Origin of the sequence: Scytonema hofmannii PCC 7110, assembly GCF_000346485.2 — a bacterium.
GTDB lineage: Bacteria > Cyanobacteriota > Cyanobacteriia > Cyanobacteriales > Nostocaceae > Scytonema > Scytonema hofmannii.
On sequence record NZ_KQ976354.1, the window covers coordinates 2544241 to 2567161 of the forward strand.

The following is a 22921-nucleotide window of genomic DNA, read 5'->3' on the forward strand; positions in this document are numbered from 1 at the left end:
ACTCTTCTTAGGGATTTCCAAGAAATAAATTATCTATCTTGTGGGATGGGCGTCCCCGCCCGTCTTCCATTAGTCTCTTATGAAAGTTGGTAGTTCCGATGTATGCGAAGACAGCGCAACTACGAACCTTAATTAAAGAAAACACTTAGAGACAAAGTTACCATGTAAACCATAAGGTACATGGTGCTTGAGATGCAATTTTGCGATCGCACCCCGTTCAAAGTCTTTAGCGTCTAAAATAACTACATCTGAACGATGATGGGTAGAATCGTACACTAAAGCCAGTAACCAACCATCATCTTCTCTTTCAGAACCCGGACGCGGTACAAAAATGGGTTCGCTAGCAAAACCATGAGGTGCAGCACTCCAAAGTTGTCGTTTACCAGATTCTAAATCGACTTTCAAAAATGCTTGCAATGGTGCATTTCCACTACTCGCGTGTGCTGCACCCGTATATAAGTAACGATATGGACGCCCAACTTTTTGGGGATGCATGGTGGGAAACTCACAGCACTGGCTTTCCAGCAACTTTCTTTGAACAGTTTTTTGCTGAAGATTGAGATTGAAGCGCCACAATTGTCCTGGCTGAAGAGCATCAAAATCAACTTCCCGAAAATCGCTTTCCGGTTCTACTTGTTGAAGTGATTCGTAGCAAATGGAGTCAACCACAACTTCATCCCCCACTTCAAAAGCATTGGCGTGGTGGAACACAAAACCAGAGTGAGTTTCTATAATCTGAACGTTCTTCTGTTTCGGGTTGCGAGAAATAATAATGATGCGAGTCGGTTGGTGCGGCTGAAACTTGATACACTCTCCTGCACCACGCATTCCCAAGACAAAAGGTAAGGGGTTGAAGGTTACGGGATTTTGAAAAAAGATGCAATAATTTGGAGTGATAGCAAAATCGTGGATAAAGGCAAAACCTGGCACTTTATGGGAGTGCTTAGTGACGACTTCGCCTTTATCGTTTAGCTCAAAAATAGTAATGGTGGTGGAGAGTCCCGGTTTGATAGAAAAGTTAACTAGTCTTCTACCACCATCACGACTTGGATCAAAACGAGGATGGGCTGAGAAGGCTTCACCTTCTAATAAAACGCCATTGAAATGTTCTTTCCCTAAAGTCTCCAAAGTGTAAGGATCGAGGCGGTGGGGGTCAGCCGCTTCCCACAGAGCCAGCAATTTTTCACCCCAATAAATTACGTTTGTATTGGCAATATTTTTTAGCTTGAAATCAAAGGCATTTGCAAAGACTCCACCAGGCTTTTGCGTACCAAAGACTCCGCGATAAAGAATCTTGCCAGCTTTTTGTTCTTCCAAGTAAGCAGCAGTGCGGACATAGCGGTTGCTAAAATGGGCGCGTCCATCAATAAAGGTGACGCGAGAAATCATACCATCTCCATCAAAGGGGTGATGAATATGTTGACCGTTAATGTCTAGCAATCCTGGACCGTTTCTAAATAAAGTACCGTGAAGTTCCGAGGGAATTTCCCCTTCTATATCACTAATCCAATAATCACACTCTTGTTTGAGAGATTGATACCCTTTCTGCCAATTAGCACGAGTATATGATTTTTCTGGAACTGTAGAGGCTCGTTCGTAGAGTTGAAAAGATTGCATATTGTTAATTGTTAGTTGTTAGTTGTTAGTTGTTGGTTGTTAGTTGTTTGCGAATAACCACTAACTACTAACCACTAACTCTTGCGTTTCTGGTGTCTCAGTTTGAGAGTCGGAAGAGGGTAACCATTTGAGGAATGGCAATGGCAGCAACGTACTGAAGTTCGTAATCAGAACTAACAGCCACAGAGAATCAAAATTCGATTCAGTTATGCCCATGACGTGCATCAATACCGCCCCTAATTCGTAGGAAAGCAGTCCCGCTAAGTTTGTTACGGACATTAAGAGGGCAAATAATGTTGCTTCCACGCCCGCAGGACAAAGCCTTGCTGCTAGTACTAAAACGGGCATATAAGCAATTTGTCCCATTGCAGTTAAAATGAGGCTATCACCCAAACTAAACCAGTGGTCATCTATACCTAAAGCGCGGTTGGTATGAGTCACTAGCAGCAGCATTGTCATTCCTAAGACTGCTGATAGAACTGTACTCCAACCAAAAATGACTCTGTAGGGAACAGTTTTGAGGAAACGCTGAAAAATCCAAATACCAATCAGGGATGCAACACTTGTTACTAAGCGCACTCGTCCCAAAAATTCTGGTTCAAAGTGCAATTCGTTGGTGGTAAAAAAGAAGAAAGCTGAGTCTGCTGTTGGTGTGGCTTGCCAAAGAAAAAGAAACAATGTCGGTAGCCAAATTGCTTTCTGAGTTATGGCTTGACGCAGTTGGCCAATTTGATGCTTGATGTTAACAAAATTTGTAGGCTCGCTGTTATTTACATCTTTAGCAATAGGTGACTCAGCAATCAACCAAGCTACTGCGGAGACAATCAGCGGAAATGTTGCGGTGATCCAAAAGACGGTGCGGGTGGTGAAGTGCTGTAGCAAAAAACCGCTAAAGTATGCTGTAATTAAACTTCCTAAAGCGGATGCACCCCAAGTCAAAGATTGGAGAGAACCTGCTTCTGCTTGGGATTCTGTTCTTGCTCTTTCGACTACCAAGGAGTCAACAATGACATCGCTGACAGCAACCGAGAGGGAACCAAGTGCGATCGCCAGTGTTGCTGCTATCGGTGTATGAACGATTGTGGCAAGACTAACCCAAGAAATTGCTCCTAGTATTCCCGACAGGACTAAATAAGGACGCCGTCGGTAACCAAATATAGGCAACCCATCTGAAATAAAACCAAATAGTGGCTTGATAATCCAGGGAAGGGCTACTATGCCTAACATTGCCGAAACTTGAGCTGGAGTTAACCCCAATTCATCCTTAAGGAAGAAGCTAACGGCAAGACGTGCTAACCCTAAAATACCTTGAACAAAGTAGACGGTAAGAATGGCGACTAGCTCGGTAGTTGGTTCGTTACCGAAAAAAACTTTTTCCCGTACTGAGTCTTTGACCTTGGACAAGCCAGAGGAAGAAACCAGCATTGATAAATAATTTTTAAGATTTATCGACTTTTATATATCATATCTATTTTTTGTGAAGAACGTGTGGAGATGTCAAACCTTCTCAAGTACGGTTCAGCGTAATGCTCTATGGGCATGAAGCAACAGTTCACAGCGAAGTTAATTATTTGCTTGACGAAATATAAGACTAGTGGTGCATTCCCAACGCCATGACTGCATTTTGCCCGCCAAAGCCAAAACTCAAACAAAGCACGTTGTGAATTTTACTTTGACGTACTTCTTTTACCAAATCTAAATCAAATTCTGAATTGCTCAATCCCACACAAGGTGGTAATATTTGATGCTGTAATGCCATGAGGGAAAACGCAATACCTAAGGCTCCTGAAGCTCCTAAGGTGTGACCTGTAGATCCTTTAGTTGAACTGACTGCTACGCCTTGAGGAAACAACTGCTGTATAACTTCGCTCTCTATGCGATCGTTCATTTGCGTTGCTGTACCGTGGGCGTGAATGTAATCAATATCGTTAAAGGTTAAGCTAGCACGGTTTAAACATTGTGCGATCGCTGATTTTGCACCCCTTCCTTCTGGTTCGGGAACATTAGCATGATATGCATCTGCTGTCAATCCAAAACCGAGAATTTGACCATAAACCATAGCTTGACGCTGTTTTGCTAACTCTTCTGACTCTAAGACAAAGACAGCACCGCCTTCTGCCAACGCCAAACCTTCTCGTTTGAAATCAAAAGGATAAACCCCTGTTTTCGCTAAAGCCCCCATTTGTTGAAACCCAGTTAGGGTAAGGGGTGTTATCGGCGCTTCTACTGCACCTGCGATCGCTCGCTGACATTGCCCAGTTTGAATGAGATTCACTGCTTGTGCGATCGCCCAAATTCCTGTAGAGCAAGCAGCCATTGGAGCTAAAACTGTTCCGCAAGAGCCAATCTGCCGTGCGACGGTGATGGCATTCATGTGGGGCAGAGTTTCTAACCAATTTTCTAAGCAGACACTAGGAGACTTGTCCCTTTGTTCCCGCATCTCCCGTGCCATCTGCTCCCATAAACCCTGATTGCTGCGGCTCGAACCAATAACCACTCCACAATCAACTAAAGGTGAGAGCAAATTGGCATCCTGCAACGCCAGAGAAACAACCAACTGAGTGAGTGTTCTGAGTCTCGCTGGTTCTTCCTCAATCATCCCTAGAGGTAATGGTTTTAATTCTGGAAACGGTTGGTGCAAAATAATTCCAGATTTACCTGCAATCAATTGTTGCCAGCTTTCCTCTAAACTTTTACCTAAAGCAGAAACAAGACCAATACCAGTAATAACAACCACTTTTAAGAGAGGGGAGTGGGGAGTAGGGGGTAGGGAGTAGGGGGTAGGAAATATGTAAGTTCACCATTTCCCATTCCCTATTCCCTACTCCCTAGTTCTTCAAATTTTCTGAACCTTGAGTGACTTTAGCAGAGTCAATCCGATCTCCTTGCTGGATTTTATCAACCACGTCCATTCCTTCTCGAACATAGCCAAACACAGCATAACTACCGTCTAAGGAGGAAAGATCGGACAAAGCAAAGTAAAACTGAGAGGATGCAGAATCAGGCATTTGCGATCGCGCCATTGCTACTGCACCACGTTTATGTTGCAGTGCTGGTGGTTGAGAAATTACTGCATCTTTAAAAGTTTTACCATATATGGGCTTTTTTGAGCCTAGTGGCTTGATTTCTAAAGGTATGTAACGAATTTTGTTTGTTTTTGGATCGATAAAACTGCCCGTACCTAGATCGGTGACTGGTATTTTTGGATCTTTACTTTGAGGATCTCCCCCTTGCACCACAAAAGGACTTGGATCGCGCTCAACTCTATGGAATATTAGCCCGTTGTATGCGCCTCGTTGAACCAAATCCACAAAATTGCCTGCAGTGATAGGAGCATTTGTACCATCCACTTCGATAGTGATGGGCGAACCTTTGACTGTCATCACTACAGTTGCTTTGCCTTCAAGTCGTGGCAATTCTTTAAGTCCGGGAATGCTCTCGCTGGCATTTTCCGATACAGGAGTTGTTGCTGAGTTTACCGTCTCGGTACCTGTCTCAGTGGATAACTCGGAACTTGTTTGAGTAGCGGTAGAAGTTGGAGAGGAATTGGAAGCTACCTGCGATGTTGAACAGCTGCCAAGCAGAAACGCACTGAAAATGAAAACGAATAAAAATTTGGAACAGTTTAACCGCATTGCTTAACACGAACTTAACTTGGGGAGTGGGGAGTGGGGAGTGGGGAGTGTGGGTAGGGAGTGAGGGAGTGAGGGAGTGAGGGAGTGAGGGAGTGGAGAAAATGTATATTCTCTATTCCCTACTCCCTACTCCCTAGTTCTTCAAGTTTTCTGCACCTTGAGTGACTTTAGCTGAATCAATGCGATCGCCCTGTTGAATTTTGTTAACAACTTCCATGCCATTGGTGACATAACCAAAAACAGCATAGCTACCATCTAGGAAACTGAGGTTGTCTAGAGCAAAATAAAACTGGGAGGATGCAGAGTCAGGCATTTGCGATCGCGCCATTGCTACTGCCCCCAGTTTATGCTGAAGTACAGGTGGTTTATTAACGCGTGCCATTTCAAGAGTTTTGCTGTAAACTGGCTCCTCTGCTCCTTGGGGTTTAATCTCCAGAGGTATGCGACGTTCTTTGCCAGTTTTTGAATCGACAAAACCGCCTGTTCCCAAGCGGCTTGCTGGTACTTTTGGGTCTTTGCTTTGAGGATCGCCCCCTTGAACCACAAACGGTTGGGGCTGGCGTACAACTCTGTGGAAAACTAAGCCATCGTACACGCCTTTCTCGACTAAATCTACAAAATTGCCTGCAGTGATAGGGGCGTTTGTACCATCTACTTCAATAGTGATAGGCGATCCATCAACAGTTATCACTACAGTCGCCTTGCCTTCGAGCCGTGGTAAGTCATTCATTCTGGGAATACTCTTCTTTGTAAGTTGAGATACAAGGGTTGCTTGTTTGGTTAAAGTCCCGGTACTTAACTGGGTAGTTGCTTGAGTCGGTGTGAAAGTTGGCAGAGAACTGGCTACAGCTGGCTGCTTAAAACAACTGCCAAGCCATAATATACCAACCATCAATAAAGCAACTGCTAATTTGGAAATGTTAAACCGCATGACCAAGTACAGAAGCGACCAATGTATCTTAGCAGTGACCAGTAATCAGTGACCACTCACCAAGTTACTGGTCACTGTTCACTGGTCACTGGTCACTGTTAAAGTCCTTCCAAGGGTACTTCCAAAAAACGGGCTAATTTAGCGCCTTGAATTTCCAACTCTTGTAATGACATCGGTTGACCTACTGATGATAAAGGAATGTCTCGGCGACCTTTAACACGTAGGTAAAGTGCGCGACGGGGGTTCATGCCCCCTCTAATATCTACCTGAACGGACTGTAAGTCGTCAGTGGTGCAATCAATTTCTATACGACGGTTTTTGCCGGGAAATCCCCAGCGAAAGATTTTGACTTTGCCTGTTTCCCGATTGAAATCGTTGTATCCGCCGCCCACATCCCAGATAACTGTTAACCACAGGTACAGGGCTAAAAGTAGACCGGCAGAACCGTACAACCCCATGACTAATCCTTGGGGATAGAACACTAGTTGCGTTGGGTCAGTCACTAAGAGTAAATTGACTTTTAGATAACTTGAAATTCCAGATAGCAAAAAGCCTGTGCTTCCCATTGAGACTACAGTTGCCCACCAGTAGTTACTGAACCGACGGGAACCGAGAACCTTTTGATGGAGAACGTTGGAAGTAGAGTTGCCCTCTGACGGGAACTCGCCTTTGCTGATGGTTGTTGATGCCGTCATGAACTAAACTACCTTCTAACTCAGGGGTCAGGGAGCGGGGATTAGGGGCTAGGGTATAAACTTTCGCCTCTTGTTTGATGTTTTGCCCTCTGCCCTCTGCCTTTCTTCTTGTAATTAGTTTGCCACTGGATCGCCTGTATTGCAAGTTTTGTGAGATTTCTGAGAAAAGTTGTGTCAGATTGTAAAAATTCTGATATTAATCATAAGTAGTAGGTTTATGCTTTGTACTTGATTTTTAAGTGTTAATCGCGCACAAAGCCGGACTAATGTGATAAGTTAAGAATCATTAAGTTTCTGCAAGCTGGATTACTAACTAGTAGAAACTGTTGTGACACTAATAATATGAGAAACTCTGACTACTTAAGGTAGCAGTTTCTCAGAACGCTCGGTTGCTTTTAGGTAGCTGTGAGTGTCATAAACAAAACCTTAATTCCTCAAAAAGTTGCAATTTTTAGTAAAAAGAGGATTTTAGTCCAATGACCATCGCAGTTGGACGCGCCCCCAGTACAAGAGGGTGGTTTGACGTTCTAGACGACTGGTTGAAGCGCGACCGTTTCGTATTTGTAGGTTGGTCGGGGATACTGTTGTTTCCCTGTGCTTTCCTAGCCCTCGGCGGTTGGCTGACCGGTACAACATTCGTAACAAGCTGGTATACACACGGCTTGGCGTCCTCCTACTTGGAAGGGTGTAACTTCCTGACAGTAGCAGTATCCACACCAGCAGACAGCATGGGACATTCGTTGTTGCTGTTGTGGGGACCAGAAGCACAAGGAGATTTCACCCGTTGGTTTCAATTAGGCGGATTGTGGCCTTTTGTAGCGCTGCATGGAGCCTTTGCGCTGATCGGGTTTATGCTCAGACAGTTTGAAATCGCCAGACTCGTAGGGATACGTCCATACAATGCGATCGCGTTTTCGGCACCAATTGCAGTGTTCGTGAGCGTATTCTTGATGTACCCCTTGGGACAATCATCCTGGTTCTTTGCACCCAGCTTTGGAGTGGCAGCAATCTTCCGCTTCTTGCTGTTCTTGCAAGGGTTCCACAACTGGACACTCAACCCCTTCCACATGATGGGAGTTGCGGGTGTACTAGGTGGAGCGTTGCTGTGTGCGATCCACGGAGCAACAGTGGAAAACACCCTGTTTGAAGACGGCGAAGGGTCAAACACCTTCCGTGCGTTCAACCCCACCCAAGCAGAAGAAACCTACTCCATGGTGACAGCAAACCGTTTCTGGTCACAGATATTCGGGATTGCTTTCTCCAACAAGCGCTGGTTGCACTTCTTCATGTTGTTTGTACCAGTGACAGGGCTGTGGATGAGCGCAGTTGGGATTGTGGGTTTGGCACTCAACCTGCGAGCATATGACTTCGTGTCGCAAGAATTGCGTGCGGCAGAAGACCCAGAATTTGAAACCTTCTATACCAAAAACATTTTGCTAAACGAGGGTATCCGCGCTTGGATGGCTCCTCAAGACCAGCCTCACGAAAAATTTGTATTCCCAGAAGAGGTACTGCCACGTGGTAACGCTCTCTAATAGTCCTGCAGTTATGGGTTCAGGCCGCGACCAAGACTCCACCGGTTTTGCTTGGTGGGCTGGTAACGCCCGTCTCATTAACCTCTCCGGTAAACTTTTGGGTGCTCACGTTGCCCACTCTGGTTTGATTGTTTTCTGGGCTGGAGCAATGACCTTGTTTGAGGTTGCTCACTTCGTTCCTGAAAAGCCCATGTACGAGCAGGGCTTAATCCTGCTACCTCACCTCGCAACCCTCGGTTGGGGCGTTGGTCCTGGTGGTGAAGTTATTGACACCTTCCCATACTTTGTTGTAGGTGTACTGCACCTTATTTCTTCTGCAGTACTCGGTTTTGGCGGTATATATCATGCCATCCGAGGGCCAGAAACCTTAGAAGAGTACTCCTCTTTCTTCGGCTACGACTGGAAAGACAAGAACAAGATGACCAACATCATCGGCTTCCATCTCATTATCTTGGGATGTGGTGCTTTGCTGTTGGTACTGAAAGCAATGTTCTTTGGCGGTTTGTATGACACTTGGGCACCTGGTGGTGGTGATGTTCGCGTCATTACCAACCCAACTTTGAACCCTGGTGTCATCTTCGGTTACCTGCTGAAATCACCATTCGGTGGTGAAGGTTGGATTGTGAGCGTTGATAACCTAGAAGACGTTGTTGGCGGTCACATTTGGGTTGCCTTCATCTGCATTGTAGGTGGAATCTTCCACATCCTCACCAAACCTTTTGGCTGGTCACGCCGCGCTTCAATTTGGTCTGGTGAAGCTTACCTCTCCTACAGTTTGGGCGCTTTGTCCTTAATGGGCTTTATCGCTTCCTGTATGGTTTGGTTCAACAATACCGTTTACCCAAGCGAATTCTACGGTCCTACAGGTCCTGAAGCGTCTCAAGCTCAAGCTCTGACTTTCCTGATCCGCGACCAACGCTTGGGTGCTAACGTCGGTTCCGCTCAAGGTCCAACAGGTCTTGGTAAATACCTGATGCGCTCTCCTACAGGTGAAATCATCTTCGGTGGTGAAACCATGCGCTTCTGGGATTTTCGCGGTCCTTGGTTAGAACCTCTAAGAGGACCTAATGGTCTTGACTTGGATAAAATCAAGAACGACATTCAACCTTGGCAAGCTCGTCGTGCTGCTGAGTACATGACTCACGCTCCTTTGGGTTCTCTGAACTCTGTAGGTGGTGTAGCAACAGAGATTAACTCCTTCAACTACGTATCTCCTCGTGCTTGGTTGGCAACGTCTCATTTTGTATTGGGCTTCTTTTTCTTGGTAGGTCACCTGTGGCATGCTGGTCGCGCCCGTGCAGCCGCCGGTGGTTTCGAGAAGGGAATTGACCGTGAAAATGAGCCTGTAATGTTCATGGGAGATCTTGATTAATAGATTTTTTCATCACTGATAATCGGGTTAAAGCTTCTGCGTCAAAGCAGGAGCTTTTTTTTATCATTAAATTTCCAACTGTGGTAAAAACGTACTGACAAACAAGGCAGCTTGAGTGCGATCGCGCAGATGAAGTTGGCTTAAAATACTAGTAACATGATTTCTCACTGTCCGTTCCGAGATATAAAGCTCGTGAGCAATCTCACGGTTGCTAAATCCCATTGCAATTAAACGCAATACCTCTTTCTCTCTGGGGGACAATTTTGCTATTTCCAATGGCATAACTGATTGTAAGGGCTGAGGTTCGTGAGGGAAAGCAAAAGCTTTTTCAAAAAGTCCCGGTCCCATGTGGGTATAACCTTGATGAACTGCACGAATAGCAACGGCTAACTCCTCAAGTGGCGTATGCTTCAAAACATAACCCCTTGCTCCATAACGCATTGCTTGCGTAACATATTCATCATCATCAAAAGTAGTCAGAACCAAAATCCGAACTTCAGGAAAACGCTGTGAAAAAACTTGAGTTGCTGCTACGCCATCCATCACAGGCATCCTAACATCCATCAACACAACATCCGGTTGCATCAATGTATGATAAAAAGCTTCCATCACTTCAAGCGCCCGTTGACCATTCTCAGCATCTCCCACCACCTGCAAATCTGGTTTTGATTCCAGCAAGTTTTTTAGACCCTGACGAATAATCATTTGGTCATCTACCAGTAACAGGCGAATCATGAGATTTTGGATTTTGGATTTTGGATTTTGGATTTTGGATTTTGGATTTTGGATTTTGGATTTTGGATTTTGGATTTTGGATTTTAGATTCCTGTCTGTTCAGAAGGCATTACAGATGAATTTATCATGGGAATAACCACCATGATTCGACATCCTTTCCCAGGTTCACTAAAAATATAGAAACTTCCACCCAAAGCCGCAGATCGTTCTCGCATCCCCTGAAGCCCAAAACCTGTAGTGTTTTGTTCTAGATTAAAACCTTTGCCATTGTCTTCTACAAGCAAATTTAGCTTTCCGACTTGAGACTGTAATTGAACGGTAACCTGAGTTGCAACACTATGTTTTGATATATTGGTAAGCGCTTCCTGTAAAATACGATAAATCGTAATGCTGACTTCAGGTGTTAAAGGAAAGGTCAAACTAACTTTCCAATTTGGGGTTAAGTTAGTTCTATTACGAAAGTCTTGAATAAGATTGCTAATTGCACTTTCTAGCGATTTGCCGCGCAAAGGATCGGCTCTAAGTGTCGCTACTGAACGGGAAACTTCTTGCAATGCTTGGTAAGCTAACTGTTTTGCTTCTCTTAAAAATTCTATGGCTCGATCTGTATTTGACGGTAATAACAATAGAGCATTTTCTAACTGAATAGTCTGGGCAGTTAAAGCATGTCCTAAAGAGTCGTGAATCTCACGTGCAATGCGATTTCGCTCTTGTAAAGTCGCTTGGTTTTCAATCCGCAACGCATATTGACGAAGTTGCTCGTGAGCGATCGCTAGTTCTTGCCGACTTCTACGTTCTGACAAAACAGCATTTACTAATAATAGCACAAATGCTAGAGTAAGCGCAAAAGAAATCGCATTATTGAGGATTAAATTTGCCGTATTTGTGGCAATTTGTTCTGCAATTGGTTTTGGTTGTCCGATAGGAATTCTAACAAAAATAATTGATTGACTTCTTATGATAATGATATAAAGGTATGATACGTAAACCAAACCTGCAACAATTAAACGACCCCAGAGTTTAAACATTTGGCAACTGCGAATAACCGCAATTAAACCAAGCATGGGAATAAAGCGAATATAATGGCTCATCACCGCAGGTAGGAAAACAATACCTAATACCACAGCCGTATAAATCATCTTATGACTGAACTTGTTAGTTGGTAACCTCAAACCCATAGCCCCAAACACAACAATGATCAAAACAGTCAGCCAAGGGGAAGTCTGTAATGGGTAAATGGGCGGTAGCAGGAGTGCGGTTAAGGCACTCATGCCCAAAAGTAACCATTCCAGATATAACATTAAGCGCAGGGGAGGCAGAGAACGCGACATTATAAAGAAGGGAGTGGGGAGTAGGGAGTAGGGAGTAGGGAGTGGAGAGTAGGGAGTGGGGAGTAGAGATAAGAGAAAGAAATTCCCTGACCCCTAACTCCTCAGTAAAAAGCATGACTTTTGTCATGAAGCCATAGTTACTTTTTTCCCAAGATGTTTGGGAGTTTTGCTTCATGCCATCTATATAGTTACCCGCATAAGATATGCATATGGCATTTAAGTATTAATAATGTCTCATGCTCCATCTCCCTCGTCCCTAAAAAATGGGGGCTTGGGAGTTTCTTAAATTATTGTTAGATTACAGGATAATTGTTACGGAATGACGGAAGTGAAGGAAGCATCAGGATTGGAAAACAATACGCGACCGTGGAAAGAAGCTGACTCTGTCAAGAGGCGCGTAAAAATCAAGATACCAAAATGGGCCGTAGGATTGCTGATTTTAGGGTTTCTTGGGGGAGGTGGCTACCTTGGTGTACAGCAATTCATGACGTCGCAGCGTCAGGAATTCCGACGTCGCATCCAAACAGCACCTGTTGAACGGGCAAATCTTCCTGTCACGATCGCAGCCAACGGTACTGTCAAGCCAGAACGCTCGATTAACGTCAGCCCGAAAAATTCCGGCGTTCTCAAAAAACTCCTGGTTAAGGAAGGCGATCGCATTCGGCAAGGACAACTTCTAGCATACATGGATGACTCCAACCTACGAGGGCAACTTACCCAAGCCAAAGGAGAACTCGCAAATGCTCAGGCAAATTTGCGGTTGGTGCTAGCCGGTAACCGCAGTGAAGATGTTGCCAAAGCAAGAGCTGATGTGGTAAGGAACGAAGCCCAACTTCTTCAAGCGAAATCTCGCCTAGACTTGGCATCCTCGCGAGTGAAGCGGTTGCAAGGTCCCGTGTCAGAAGGAGCCGTTTCCCGTGACTCGTTAGATGAAGCTTTAACTGAAGAGCGTAATGCCAAAGATAATCTAGAACAGGTCAGAGCCAGCTTATCTGTGGCAAAACAAGAACTTGCTAAGCAACAGAATGGTTCCCGTCCAGAGGAAATTGACCAGGCACGCGCTCAAGTCTTATCTGCACAAGGGCGTTTGCAGACAACACAAGAACAAATCAACGATACAATTATTCGCGCTCCTTTCACTGGGGTAGTCACGCGCAAGTATGCTGACCCCGGTGCCTTCGTTGCCCCCACCACAGCAGGAAGCGATGTTTCTTCGGCGACTTCATCCTCTATTTTATCACTAGCATCGCAAAATCAGGTAACGGCAAAAGTTGCTGAAACCAATATTTCTCAAATCAAATTAGGACAATCGGTCACGATTAAAGCAGACGCTTATCCAGACAAAACGTTTACAGGAAAGGTCATTCAAGTTGCAGCGCAGTCCACAGTAGAGCAAAATGTCACAAATTTTGAAGTCAAATCCTCCCTTGCCGATCCGCAAAACCTACTTAGGTCAGGGATGAACGTGAATATCGATTTTAACGTGGGGCAATTAAATAACGCTCTAGTTATTCCCACAGTTGCTATTGTGAGGCAAGACAATTCCAGTGGAGTTATGGTGCTATCTGACTCTAAAGAAGGAAACAGAAAAAGACCGCGATTCCGACCAATTTCAACTGGAGTCACAGTGGGCAATAAAACTGTTGTTCGCTCTGGCTTGAGTGAGGGAGAACAAGTTTTGCTAAGTTTTCCACCAGGGTCACGTCCTCAGCAGGGAATGAGTCCCAGGATGTCACCTTTTGGGGGTGGCGGCTCTGGACTACCAAGGCGTGTGCGTTAGAAGAGGTATTTTTATGGCAAAATCTATTCGCGTAACTAAAGTTTCATTATTTGAAATTCTATCAATGGCAGTGGAAGCCCTTTGGAGCAATCGCCTCCGCACTGGGTTAACAATGCTGGGTGTGATTATTGGTATTACTTCTGTCATTGCCGTAACCTCTGTAGGGCAGGGTATTCAGAAAGCAACCGAGTTGCAGATTCAAGCTCTTGGTTCTAATGTCATGCTAGTGCTGGCAGGATTTGCTCGCACTGGGGGGATCAGTCAGGGTGTAGGGACCTCATCAACTCTCACCTGGGAGGATGCACGAGCAATTGACGAGCAAGTTACGGCGGCGCAGTCTGTCACGGCTTATCTACAGCGTGGAGTTCAGGTGGTTTATGAGGGACAGAATATTTCTACCACAGTTCTGGGTACCGATCTCAATTACCCAGAAGTCAGAAACGTCCACCCTCAAGAAGGGCAATACTTTACTCAAGAAGATTTGGATAATGCCAAACCAGTGGTTGTTCTGGGCAGTAAAGTGCGGGACGATCTATTTGGTGTTGGGGGGTCAGCTATCGGGGCTAATATTCGCATTCAAAATGGACGTTATGCAGTTATTGGGGTGATGGAGGAGAAGGGCGCATCAGGGACTCAAAACCAGGACGATCAGATGTACATCCCACTGACGAATATGTCTGCCAGAATTGTTGGTAATAATGCTCTCAACGGCACAGCTATTAATGGTGTCTGGCTCAAAACTCAAGACGCGGCGCAGTTGGATGCGGCTCAGTTTCAGGTGACAAACTTGCTCCGCATTCGACACAATATCTATCCGCCTCAAGCAGATGACTTTCGCATCATCAATCAAGTTGATATTATAAACACTTTTACGAGTGTTGTGGGGCTGTTTACCGTTTTGGTAGGAGCAATTGCTGGTATTTCTCTGATTGTTGGGGGAATTGGTATTGCTAATATCATGTTGGTTTCCGTTGTGGAAAGAACCAGAGAAATTGGTATTCGCAAAGCAGTAGGCGCGACCAAAAGCGCTATTCTGAGTCAGTTCTTGACTGAAGCAGTGGCAGTGGCTATCGTGGGTGGAGCAATTGGTATTGGTTTTGGCATTTGCTTGACCTTTGCAGCTGCTAATGTGTTTAAATTTCCGTTTATTGTGTCCTTCTGGGCAATTGCTGCTGGATTTGGTGTCTCATTGATCACTGGATTGTTAGCAGGAGTTATCCCAGCCCGTAACGCGGCTCAACTCGATCCTATTAATGCTTTGCGGAGTGATTAAGGGAGGGAGTAGGGAGTGGGGAGTAGGGAGTAGAGAAAGAGGAATATAATATGGCGACGATGATTTGGATGGAAAGTATTACCAAAACTTACCGTTTGGGTGAGACTGAGGTACCAATTCTCAAAGGAATTGATTTGACAATTGAGGAAGGTGAATATGTAGCCATTATGGGAATGTCCGGTTCTGGTAAGTCTACGCTCATGAATATTGTGGGTTGCTTGGATCGTCCCACAAGTGGACATTATGTTTTAGAGGGTCAAAATTTGACTGCTTTAAATGATGATGAGTTAGCTTTTATTCGCAACCAGCGCATTGGCTTTGTGTTTCAGCAATTCAACCTCTTGCCTCGCGCGACTGCAGTGGAAAATGTTATGCTGCCAATGGTATATGCAGGGGTTCCAAAACATCAACGGCAGAAGAGAGCGATCGCAGCTTTAACAAGGGTTGGGCTAGCAGAAAGGTTGAACAACCGTCCCAATCAACTTTCTGGAGGACAGCAGCAAAGAGTTGCTATTGCTCGCGCCTTAGTCAATCGTCCTGCTTTGGTGCTTGCAGATGAACCAACAGGCGCTTTGGACAGTCAAACTTCTCAGGAAGTGATGGATTTACTGAGTGAATTAAACCATCAAGGGATCACAATTGTTATTGTCACCCATGAGGCTGATGTCGCTGCCAGAACTAATAGAGTTATTCACGTTAAAGACGGATTGATTGTTTCTCCTGTTATTGAGCCAACACCGCTAAATAGAATTTAGCGGATTCTGGCTAGGAGTCGGCGTTAACTTTTTGCCCGAAACCATTTGCATGGAATGGCTATCTGGTCAACGTTTCCTAGCTATGGGTTGAACCGCTCTACCGCTCTACCAGGGACACGGGCTTCCCGTGTTATTTAGGTGTAGGGTAGCAAAATCCGTAAAGTCTCTACCTCCATATGTATATATCTTTTGGAGAATGCTCTATGGAAAACAGGTATGCTATTTTGGAGTTCCTGCAGGTAGACTGCTTGTAGGAATTTAAATGCCGCTTTATAACAAACTATAAAGATCCTATTGCAAAACTTAATTTAGCATTTTAGGCGAAAAGTTTATTTTGCTTCTAAATTTGGGCATTCTCAATAATATCCAGAAGAGCCAACAATTATGTTAGTGCTGCTTCTATTTTTGCATGGAGATTAATCAATATGAAAAGCGATTTTCTTTACCCTCATAGAGTATACCATGGTGTTGCCACTCCAGAAAATCTCAAGTTTGACGCAATGTTACAATATTTTACACAACGCGTTGATTATATTGTAGGTTTAGAAACTAATGGTAAGCTTCCAACCATTGAAGCTTTTGAAAGAATCCAGTCTTTGTGGGAACAATTAGATAGTTTTAAAAAAGAACTAGGAATTGGAACACTCCGTTCTAATGGTGACCAAAAGCAGAATAATTAGAGACGCGATCGCATGTTTTATCAGGAAACGAGGTTAATACGGAGAAATAAGATCCCCGACTTCTTAGAGAAGTCAGGGATCTGAGCTTTAGTGAGTTCGTTCTGCGATACGGCTTTAGCCGTTAAGCCTCCGGCTTATCGCATTAGCCAAATTTTCAAAATCCTTATAAATGCTTTTCGCTGCTTGCATGAAAGTACCGAGAGCACCATCGGCGGGTTTTAGATGAAACATCGGTTTTTGGGCGTCTTTAGCGATATCTATTAGGCTGGCGTAATATTTTAACCAACCTAAACAATTAGAATCGTCTGCAATGGAAATATTACAGCTTTCTGAGTTGTTCAATACTGCTTTTCGATAAATGTCTGGAATGTCAGTCAGTAAATTTTGATAATTTCTTACAGGGCGATCGAATCTCACTGGATGTTGTCGGATAATATAACCTGCTGGTTCCATCTTTGCCAAAGGAATCTCTATATCTGTATTTAGTTCTTGCCATTGTTTTCGCCAATTCTGCAATGTGGTTCCAAGGTTAGTTAAGGCTTTGACGGCAAAAAAGTCTAAGGTAAGTGGAACAATAATATAATCCGCAGCAATTAATGCTGCATGGTTAATAGCTCCCACATTAGAAGCTAAATCTATTAGGATAATATTAGCTTCATGGGCTATTGCTGCCTTCTGCATAATTTTCCAAAAGACAGATATGAATTGGAAGGCAAGTTTCTGTCGGTGACTATCTTTGACATCATATATCCCAGTTGTCCAAGAGTCTGTCAGCTTGCTCTCTAGTTGAAAAAGTTCTATGTCACCTGTTAAAAGAGCTAAGCGATCTTCAACTATTTCTAGATATGGCTCGGATATATCGCTTAATCCCCTTAGCAGTGGAGCAACACTGCCAAAAATAGTATTTTGTTGCAGCCAAAGTTCTTCAAGGCGATCCTCACCTAGAAACATCATAGATAAATTGGCTTGAGGATCTAAATCGGCTGCAAGTACTCGATAACCCAGTTCTCTGTACATCCATGCTAAATGATAAACTAAGGTAGTTTTGCCAACGTCACTTCTGTTATTAAAAAATGCAATAGTTGTAGTATTCATAATCTTTTTCTAACCGTGGCTATCACATAGCTATCATCTATAAAAAACTCTGGTGGTGGGTTGCCATTTTTTTGCAGCTGCTGGCGTGCGAGTTGAATTCCTATGCCAAAGCGCTGAACATAGCCAAGATTTTTCATGGCTTCAGCAAGGTGAGGATTTCTATAATCTGTTATACCAGGTTGTCCAAAGTTTTGCCGATTGACTTGACCAAAAGGACTACCAGGATTTTGAATTTCAATGCGATCGTTAAACCAAGAAATTCTTACTGGTGCATTTGTCCCTTCATAGGTACGGTGCAGAACAGCATTTCTTGCTAGTTGTTGCAGAGCCACTATTGGATAATCTGGTTGACGAACTTCAATGGGACTAGCAGTGATGTCTGTCACAACGGAAATATAAGATTGAAGAGTTTCATCTAATATTTCAAGTAAATTAGGAAGCGCACTACTGATTTCTTTTTGATCTTTAATTGGATCGGTGAACTCACTACCGTCAATACGAAGAAATTGAATATAGGCACAAGGGACAAATTGTCTTGGATTATTACCTACCACTAATAAACCGAGAATAGTTGGTTTGGGTAGTGGTTCAACTGTGGCAAATCGCAATGCCATAAGTTGTTGTTCCACAGAACGTTGATTCTCTTCAATAATTTCAGTGGCTAAAGATGCCGTCAAATAAACTCGATAGAACAAGTCTATATTTAGGTTATTTAAACTAGCAGATGCAAGGGGCTGAAGGTCGAAAGGTAAGTCTTTAGAGCGTCTTTTCTCTGCTAAACGCCGCTCTTCTTCTGCTGTAGCAGTTGCTCTACGGGGACCAACCCTTACCCAAACACGTCCATTAAAGCGTACAGGTGGGGCGTCCGATGGTTCCACAATTACAACAGCTAGTTCGCATCCACCGATAGTTCGTTTTTGAACAATCATGGTGGGAAAAGGTAAAATGTTCCCATCCGATCGCATAGCTGAAAGCGTCAGTAACAGCTTATCATCGATGATAAGATTGGCGCAGTTGCCATCATCCCTAACACCAATAAATAAGACTCCTGGCTTTTGATGGTTTGGCAAGTCATTGGCAAATGCACAAACTGCCTCACAAAGCTTACCTTTATCAGAAATTGAAGCCTTACGTTCCACCCGATCTGATTCCAAGTCTTTTAGAAGAACTTCCAATTCCTCATCATTCATTTATATTATAGTTTTAGCTAACTTTATCTTTTAACTTTTACGATATAGCGCTTCCCAGTCTGGTGAGGTACGATTTGAAATCTGCTTGTATTTTTGATAAGGGTTCAAAAAATTTAGGTGTACCTCAGGTGCTTGGGAAAGGCTATATCAATCTCCCAGAAATAATCATAGCTGCCATCCTAAAATTATTGTGGAACCAATTTTACTACTGTTTTGATAGGCACTGCTAAGCTGGAGCGACTAATTAGCGCCTGTAAGGGTTTGTCAGGAGAGGAGCCATCCATATACAGTTCCGGAGCATCCCACAGAGGATCTTTATGCAATCCGTTGATCCCCAAAACCTCACCATGATAGTTTAGCAATGGTGCGCCACTCGTCCCCTTACGTGTATCATTAGTGTAGCCAATTTGATAGCCTCCCTTTAAAGGTTTGTCTAGCACTAGCGTAACCTGACCAGTGGTAAACATAAATCCATTTTTGACTCCCTTTTCTGTTTGTAAAGAGGGGGTAACATTTTTCTGGTTTGCAGTATTCTTAACCTTTAACGTAAATCCACCAACAAACACTAGAAGAAAACGCGGGAAACTATACTGTTCAGACTAGCGCTAGTCAAAACCTGTCCAAACTTAAGCATTAATGTACTTAAGGTGAGGAAAACCAAGAGCGCTGGGTTTAAGCAATTGAAGCTTACTCTACTGCAATTGAAGCTATTGAAACCAGTCGTTTGATATCAACCGATGACGCACGCCGTCAAGAAATCATTGCTGATTCCATTTCTGTCTATACAAAAATCGTTCAAGCCTTTATTAACAATGGACAAATAGAACAAGCTATTGAATATGCCGAACGTTCTCGTTGTCGTCGCTTAGTAGATTTAATGGCAAGTAATGACCTCTACGGCGATGCTAACATTCCACCTGAAGTAGCAAAATATCTTGAAGAATATGAAACTTTACAAAAACGTATTGATGAAGAACAAAATCGCCTCTCTAACAATAGTAATGATGGCAATACAAAAGGAGCATTAGTTGGTAGTACTACTCAAAGTATCACTAGAGCCAGTTTTAATGCTCTCAATAATGAAATAGAGCAACTAGAAGCTAAAAAACAACAAGCATGGCAAAATATTCGCTCTTATGATCGCATATTGTCTCATGCCGCAAAGAATCACGCTGATCGCGGCAAAATGAATCGTAGACGATAGTTTGGTCTTCCCAATTCTTTATTTCTGGAAACATCCCGTAAAACTAGCCACGCTAGGTTTTTGGAAAAGTGCTTTTCAATTTTGGAATAAGGGATTTCCAAGAAATAAACTATCTATCTTATGGGACGGGCGGAGACGCCCGTCCTAATATTAGTGGCGAGCTAGAAGCCTATACCATAAGAATAAATTTTGGGAGATTTTTTATTTGGAAATTTTTCAGCTATTTTGCTCAAAATGCTCTAACTACGAGATAATAGCAGACAAGCTCACTCCTTTACCATAAATTTTTAACAAAGTTTTAAAGAGGTGCAACCATGATTACGATCGCTCAAGATCGCGATTTAATAAACCTTGAAAACAATCTGCTACGACAAATCGCAATCAAAGAAAATCAGTTGAAGATTGCCCAAGAATTTAATATGATCTACGTCGCTGAAACATTACAGAAGCAATTGTTAGAGTTGGAGAATCAACTCCCAGAGTCCTATAACCTTGAATTTCAAGCATTGATGAGTTTGTTAGATGATGAAGATTTGTAGTTTGTTAATACAATGTCTTATAGGTCTTTAGTGTTTTTTTGCCTCGGTTTACTGAAGAAAGCCAGAGGCATTTTGTTTTGTAAAATCACTCTCCTGCAAGCGGTTCATCCAATTGGGTGAATGCGAAATTCGACCTTGGACGATACTCTGAAAATATATCTATAAACGATGAGCGGTCGCCTATCAGCGAAAAAACATGAGTTCTATACTCAAATCTTAACCGAACGCTGAAATGCTGATCGCTTACATTATATACAAACTGTAGCTTGTGAATAAGGTCAGAGAGTGGATGAACCCGTGAAAGCCCTGTATACACCAACTTCCCAACCAGAAGCATTCTCTCGGTTAGAAAGAATTGCTTCCAATTTACCGGGAATGATTTTCCAATTCCTCAAACGGCAAGATGGTTCCCGAACATTTATATACGCCAGTTCTGGCTGTCAGGAACTCTTTGAATTGGAACCAGAATTGGTGCAAGCAGATTTTCAGGTATTGTATAACCTAGCTCATCCGCAGGATGTCAAAAGTTTTGAGCAATCCATTGCCATATCTTGTGCAACAGGCGAACCCTGGCGTTGGGAAGGTCGTATCATTACCCCTAGTGGCAAACTTAAATGGGTTCAAGCTGCTTCGCGTCCGGAACAAAAGCCATCAGGAGATATTATTTGGGATGGGTTAGTTATTGACATTACAGATCGGAAACTCGCAGAAGAAAAATTGCGAGAAAGTGAAGCAAGGTATAAAGCTATTTTAGATGCAATACCCGATTTGATGTTTCGTCTCAGTCGTGATGGCGAGTATCTAGACTTTAAAGGTGAAGGTGCAAATGTCACCATTCCCAGACATGAAATCATTGGGAAGCATCTACAAGATTTCTTACCTCCTGATGTTGTCTTGCTCAGCCAACAAGCTATTGCCAAAGCTTTGGATTCTCAAAGCTTACAAACCTGTGAATATCAATTGCCATCACCGCAGGGAATGCGCGATTATGAAGCACGGTTAGTTGTGAGTGGACAAGATGAAGTTTTAGCAATTGTTCGGGATATTACCAACCGCAAACAAACAGAAGTGAATTTAAGAAGTTTGGCTGAAAAGTTTGCTAAAGTTTTTCGTGCAAGTCCGAATCCGATTACAATTAGCACGCTGTCAGAAGGTCGTTTTATAGAAGTTAATGATAGTTTTGTCGAACAGTCAGGCTATCAACGAGAGGAAGCAATTGGTCGTACTGCAACCGAACTTAAGCTTTGGGTGAACGATCGCGATCGCATTACAGTATTACAAGAATTACAGAAAACCGGTGTTGTTCGCAACATGGAAGCAGAATTTCGCCGCAAGTCTGGTGAGGTGAGAACGGGGTTATTTTCTGCTGAAATCATTTCTTTGGATGGCGTTCAATGCCTGCTATTTATCAATCACGACATTACCGAACGCAAAAGTGCAGAAATCGCTCTGCGCGAATCAGAGGAAAAATTTTCCAAAGCCTTTCGTTGCAGTCCCAACATTATCACCATCGTCTCACTTACAGATGGACGCTATGTTGATGTTAACGACACTTTTCTTGAAATTACAGGCTTCCGTCGTGAAGAAGCGATCGGTCGTACTCGCAAGGAGTTAAATATTTGGGTCAATCCTCAAGATTGTGCCACAATACGCCAAATTTTGCAACAACAGGGGTTTGTTCGTAATTTAGAAACTGAGTTTTATAATAAATCGGGTGAACCAAGGGTAATTTTGTTTTCTGCCGAAGTAGTCGTTCTTGGCGGAGAACCTTGTATGCTTTGCGTTACAAATGATATCACAGAACGCAAACAGTCGGAAGATTTAGTGCGGCTGTCAGCAAAACGCGATCGCCTTTTAGCACAAACTTTGACGAGAATTCGTACCTCCCTCGATCTTGACCAAATCCTGCAAACCACTGTTAATGAAGTGCGGCAATTTTTGGCAACAGATCGAGTTTTTATTGCTTTGAATGAGTCTTCCTCAAAGTCTAATATTCTAGCTGAATCTGTCGATCCCAAATATCCTTCTATCTTAGGCTGGAAGAGTCATGATGAAACGCTTTTGGCTGAATTAAAAGCTTTGCTTGGCAGCAATCGGTTGCGAGTTGTGGAAGATATTACTCAAACAACAATCTCGGCTAAAGTCAAAAACCTCTACCAACAATTCCAAACCAGAGCCACCTTGGCTGTACCTATTATGATGGGAGAGGAATTGTTTGGTGCTTTGATTGCAAATCAGTGTAGCAAACCGCGCTCCTGGCAGGCAATAGAAATTGATTTGCTTCAACAAATGTCAGAACAAGTTGCGATCGCAATTCAGCAAGCACAACTCTATCAACAACTCGCGCAACTCAACACCAACCTAGAATGTCAAGTAGAAGAACGTACCGCACAATTGCAGCAAAAAATGCTGGAACTCCAAGAACTGAATCGGGTAAAAGACGTTGTTTTACACACAGTCTCCCACGAACTGCAAACTTCAGTGATGGGTAACTTGATGGTACTAAATAATTTGTTGAGGACTGAGGACAAGGCGAATGAGTTCCCCCCCTCCC

Annotated in this window: 20 protein-coding genes; 9 read left to right on the forward strand and 11 right to left on the reverse strand. The window is 43.5% G+C overall.

Annotated elements, in window-relative coordinates; genetic code table 11:
* Nucleotides 1-132: 132 nt before the first annotated feature.
* The 6 genes from WA1_RS10945 to WA1_RS10970 form a co-directional block, all read right to left on the reverse strand.
* Nucleotides 133-1617, reverse strand: a complete 1485-nt coding sequence (locus WA1_RS10945) for a carotenoid oxygenase family protein (RefSeq protein ID WP_017748438.1) — start codon at nucleotides 1615-1617, stop codon at nucleotides 133-135.
* Nucleotides 1618-1677: 60 nt separating this feature from the next.
* Nucleotides 1678-3042, reverse strand: coding sequence for a folate/biopterin family MFS transporter (locus WA1_RS10950; RefSeq protein ID WP_017748437.1), 1365 nt, complete (start codon nucleotides 3040-3042; stop codon nucleotides 1678-1680).
* 166 nt (nucleotides 3043-3208) lie between these two features.
* Entirely contained in the window at nucleotides 3209-4354 is a 1146-nt protein-coding gene (locus WA1_RS10955) for a beta-ketoacyl-ACP synthase (RefSeq protein WP_017748436.1), read from the reverse strand.
* Between the two features lie 91 nt (nucleotides 4355-4445).
* Nucleotides 4446-5252 carry a peptidylprolyl isomerase gene (locus WA1_RS10960; protein ID WP_017748435.1) on the reverse strand — a complete coding sequence of 269 codons (807 nt, stop codon included), beginning with the start codon at nucleotides 5250-5252 and terminating at the stop codon, nucleotides 4446-4448.
* Between the two features lie 133 nt (nucleotides 5253-5385).
* Entirely contained in the window at nucleotides 5386-6183 is a 798-nt protein-coding gene (locus WA1_RS10965; RefSeq protein WP_017748434.1) for a peptidylprolyl isomerase, read from the reverse strand.
* A 98-nt stretch (nucleotides 6184-6281) separates the two neighbouring features.
* Complete coding sequence (locus tag WA1_RS10970) at nucleotides 6282-6878, reverse strand: photosystem I assembly protein Ycf4 (RefSeq protein WP_017748433.1); 597 nt, start codon at nucleotides 6876-6878, stop codon at nucleotides 6282-6284.
* 476 nt (nucleotides 6879-7354) lie between these two features.
* On the opposite strand from WA1_RS10970, the gene psbD reads away from it, so the two are divergent.
* Together psbD and psbC are read left to right on the forward strand one after the other, a co-directional pair.
* Nucleotides 7355-8413 (forward strand): photosystem II D2 protein (photosystem q(a) protein), encoded by a 1059-nt coding sequence (gene psbD, locus WA1_RS10975; RefSeq protein ID WP_066612834.1) that lies wholly within the window; start codon nucleotides 7355-7357, stop codon nucleotides 8411-8413.
* Entirely contained in the window at nucleotides 8397-9785 is a 1389-nt protein-coding gene (psbC, locus tag WA1_RS10980; RefSeq protein ID WP_026135211.1) for a photosystem II reaction center protein CP43, read from the forward strand. Before psbD ends, psbC begins: the two co-directional genes overlap by 17 nt.
* A 66-nt stretch (nucleotides 9786-9851) precedes the next feature.
* Here the strand turns inward: psbC and WA1_RS10985 are convergent, their stop codons facing one another.
* Nucleotides 9852-10520 (reverse strand): response regulator transcription factor, encoded by a 669-nt coding sequence (locus WA1_RS10985; RefSeq protein WP_017748431.1) that lies wholly within the window; start codon nucleotides 10518-10520, stop codon nucleotides 9852-9854.
* An 83-nt stretch (nucleotides 10521-10603) separates the two neighbouring features.
* Nucleotides 10604-11851 (reverse strand): sensor histidine kinase, encoded by a 1248-nt coding sequence (locus tag WA1_RS10990; RefSeq protein ID WP_051077127.1) that lies wholly within the window; start codon nucleotides 11849-11851, stop codon nucleotides 10604-10606.
* A gap of 319 nt (nucleotides 11852-12170) precedes the next feature.
* Here WA1_RS10990 and WA1_RS10995 point away from each other — a divergent pair, with 319 nt between their 5' ends.
* From WA1_RS10995 to WA1_RS11010, 4 genes are all read left to right on the forward strand, one after another.
* Nucleotides 12171-13631: an efflux RND transporter periplasmic adaptor subunit gene (locus WA1_RS10995; RefSeq protein ID WP_017748428.1), complete on the forward strand. Its 1461-nt coding sequence runs from the start codon at nucleotides 12171-12173 to the stop codon at nucleotides 13629-13631.
* A 13-nt stretch (nucleotides 13632-13644) separates the two neighbouring features.
* Nucleotides 13645-14904 (forward strand): ABC transporter permease, encoded by a 1260-nt coding sequence (locus tag WA1_RS11000; RefSeq protein ID WP_017748427.1) that lies wholly within the window; start codon nucleotides 13645-13647, stop codon nucleotides 14902-14904.
* Between the two features lie 50 nt (nucleotides 14905-14954).
* On the forward strand, nucleotides 14955-15659 hold the full coding sequence (locus WA1_RS11005; RefSeq protein WP_017748426.1) for an ABC transporter ATP-binding protein: 705 nt from the start codon (nucleotides 14955-14957) through the stop codon (nucleotides 15657-15659).
* Between the two features lie 425 nt (nucleotides 15660-16084).
* A complete protein-coding gene (locus tag WA1_RS11010) occupies nucleotides 16085-16339 on the forward strand; it encodes a DUF7219 family protein (RefSeq protein WP_017748425.1) in 255 nt (84 codons plus the stop codon).
* 114 nt (nucleotides 16340-16453) lie between these two features.
* On the opposite strand, the gene WA1_RS11015 is transcribed toward WA1_RS11010, so the two are convergent.
* From WA1_RS11015 to WA1_RS11025, 3 genes are all read right to left on the reverse strand, one after another.
* Nucleotides 16454-17434 (reverse strand): ParA family protein, encoded by a 981-nt coding sequence (locus tag WA1_RS11015; protein WP_017748424.1) that lies wholly within the window; start codon nucleotides 17432-17434, stop codon nucleotides 16454-16456.
* Nucleotides 17431-18624 (reverse strand): ATP-binding protein, encoded by a 1194-nt coding sequence (locus tag WA1_RS11020; RefSeq protein ID WP_017748423.1) that lies wholly within the window; start codon nucleotides 18622-18624, stop codon nucleotides 17431-17433. The genes WA1_RS11015 and WA1_RS11020 overlap by 4 nt, the downstream gene beginning before the upstream one ends.
* A 185-nt stretch (nucleotides 18625-18809) precedes the next feature.
* Nucleotides 18810-19091 (reverse strand): serine protease family protein, encoded by a 282-nt coding sequence (locus WA1_RS11025; RefSeq protein ID WP_148662670.1) that lies wholly within the window; start codon nucleotides 19089-19091, stop codon nucleotides 18810-18812.
* Between the two features lie 257 nt (nucleotides 19092-19348).
* Between WA1_RS11025 and WA1_RS11030 the strand changes: the two genes are divergently transcribed.
* The 3 genes from WA1_RS11030 to WA1_RS11040 form a co-directional block, all read left to right on the forward strand.
* On the forward strand, nucleotides 19349-19828 hold the full coding sequence (locus WA1_RS11030) for a hypothetical protein (protein ID WP_017748421.1): 480 nt from the start codon (nucleotides 19349-19351) through the stop codon (nucleotides 19826-19828).
* 314 nt (nucleotides 19829-20142) lie between these two features.
* Nucleotides 20143-20367: a hypothetical protein gene (locus WA1_RS11035; protein WP_017748420.1), complete on the forward strand. Its 225-nt coding sequence runs from the start codon at nucleotides 20143-20145 to the stop codon at nucleotides 20365-20367.
* A 285-nt stretch (nucleotides 20368-20652) separates the two neighbouring features.
* Nucleotides 20653-22921: PAS domain S-box protein (locus WA1_RS11040; protein ID WP_336389801.1), on the forward strand; the 2269-nt coding region annotated here is incomplete at its 3' end.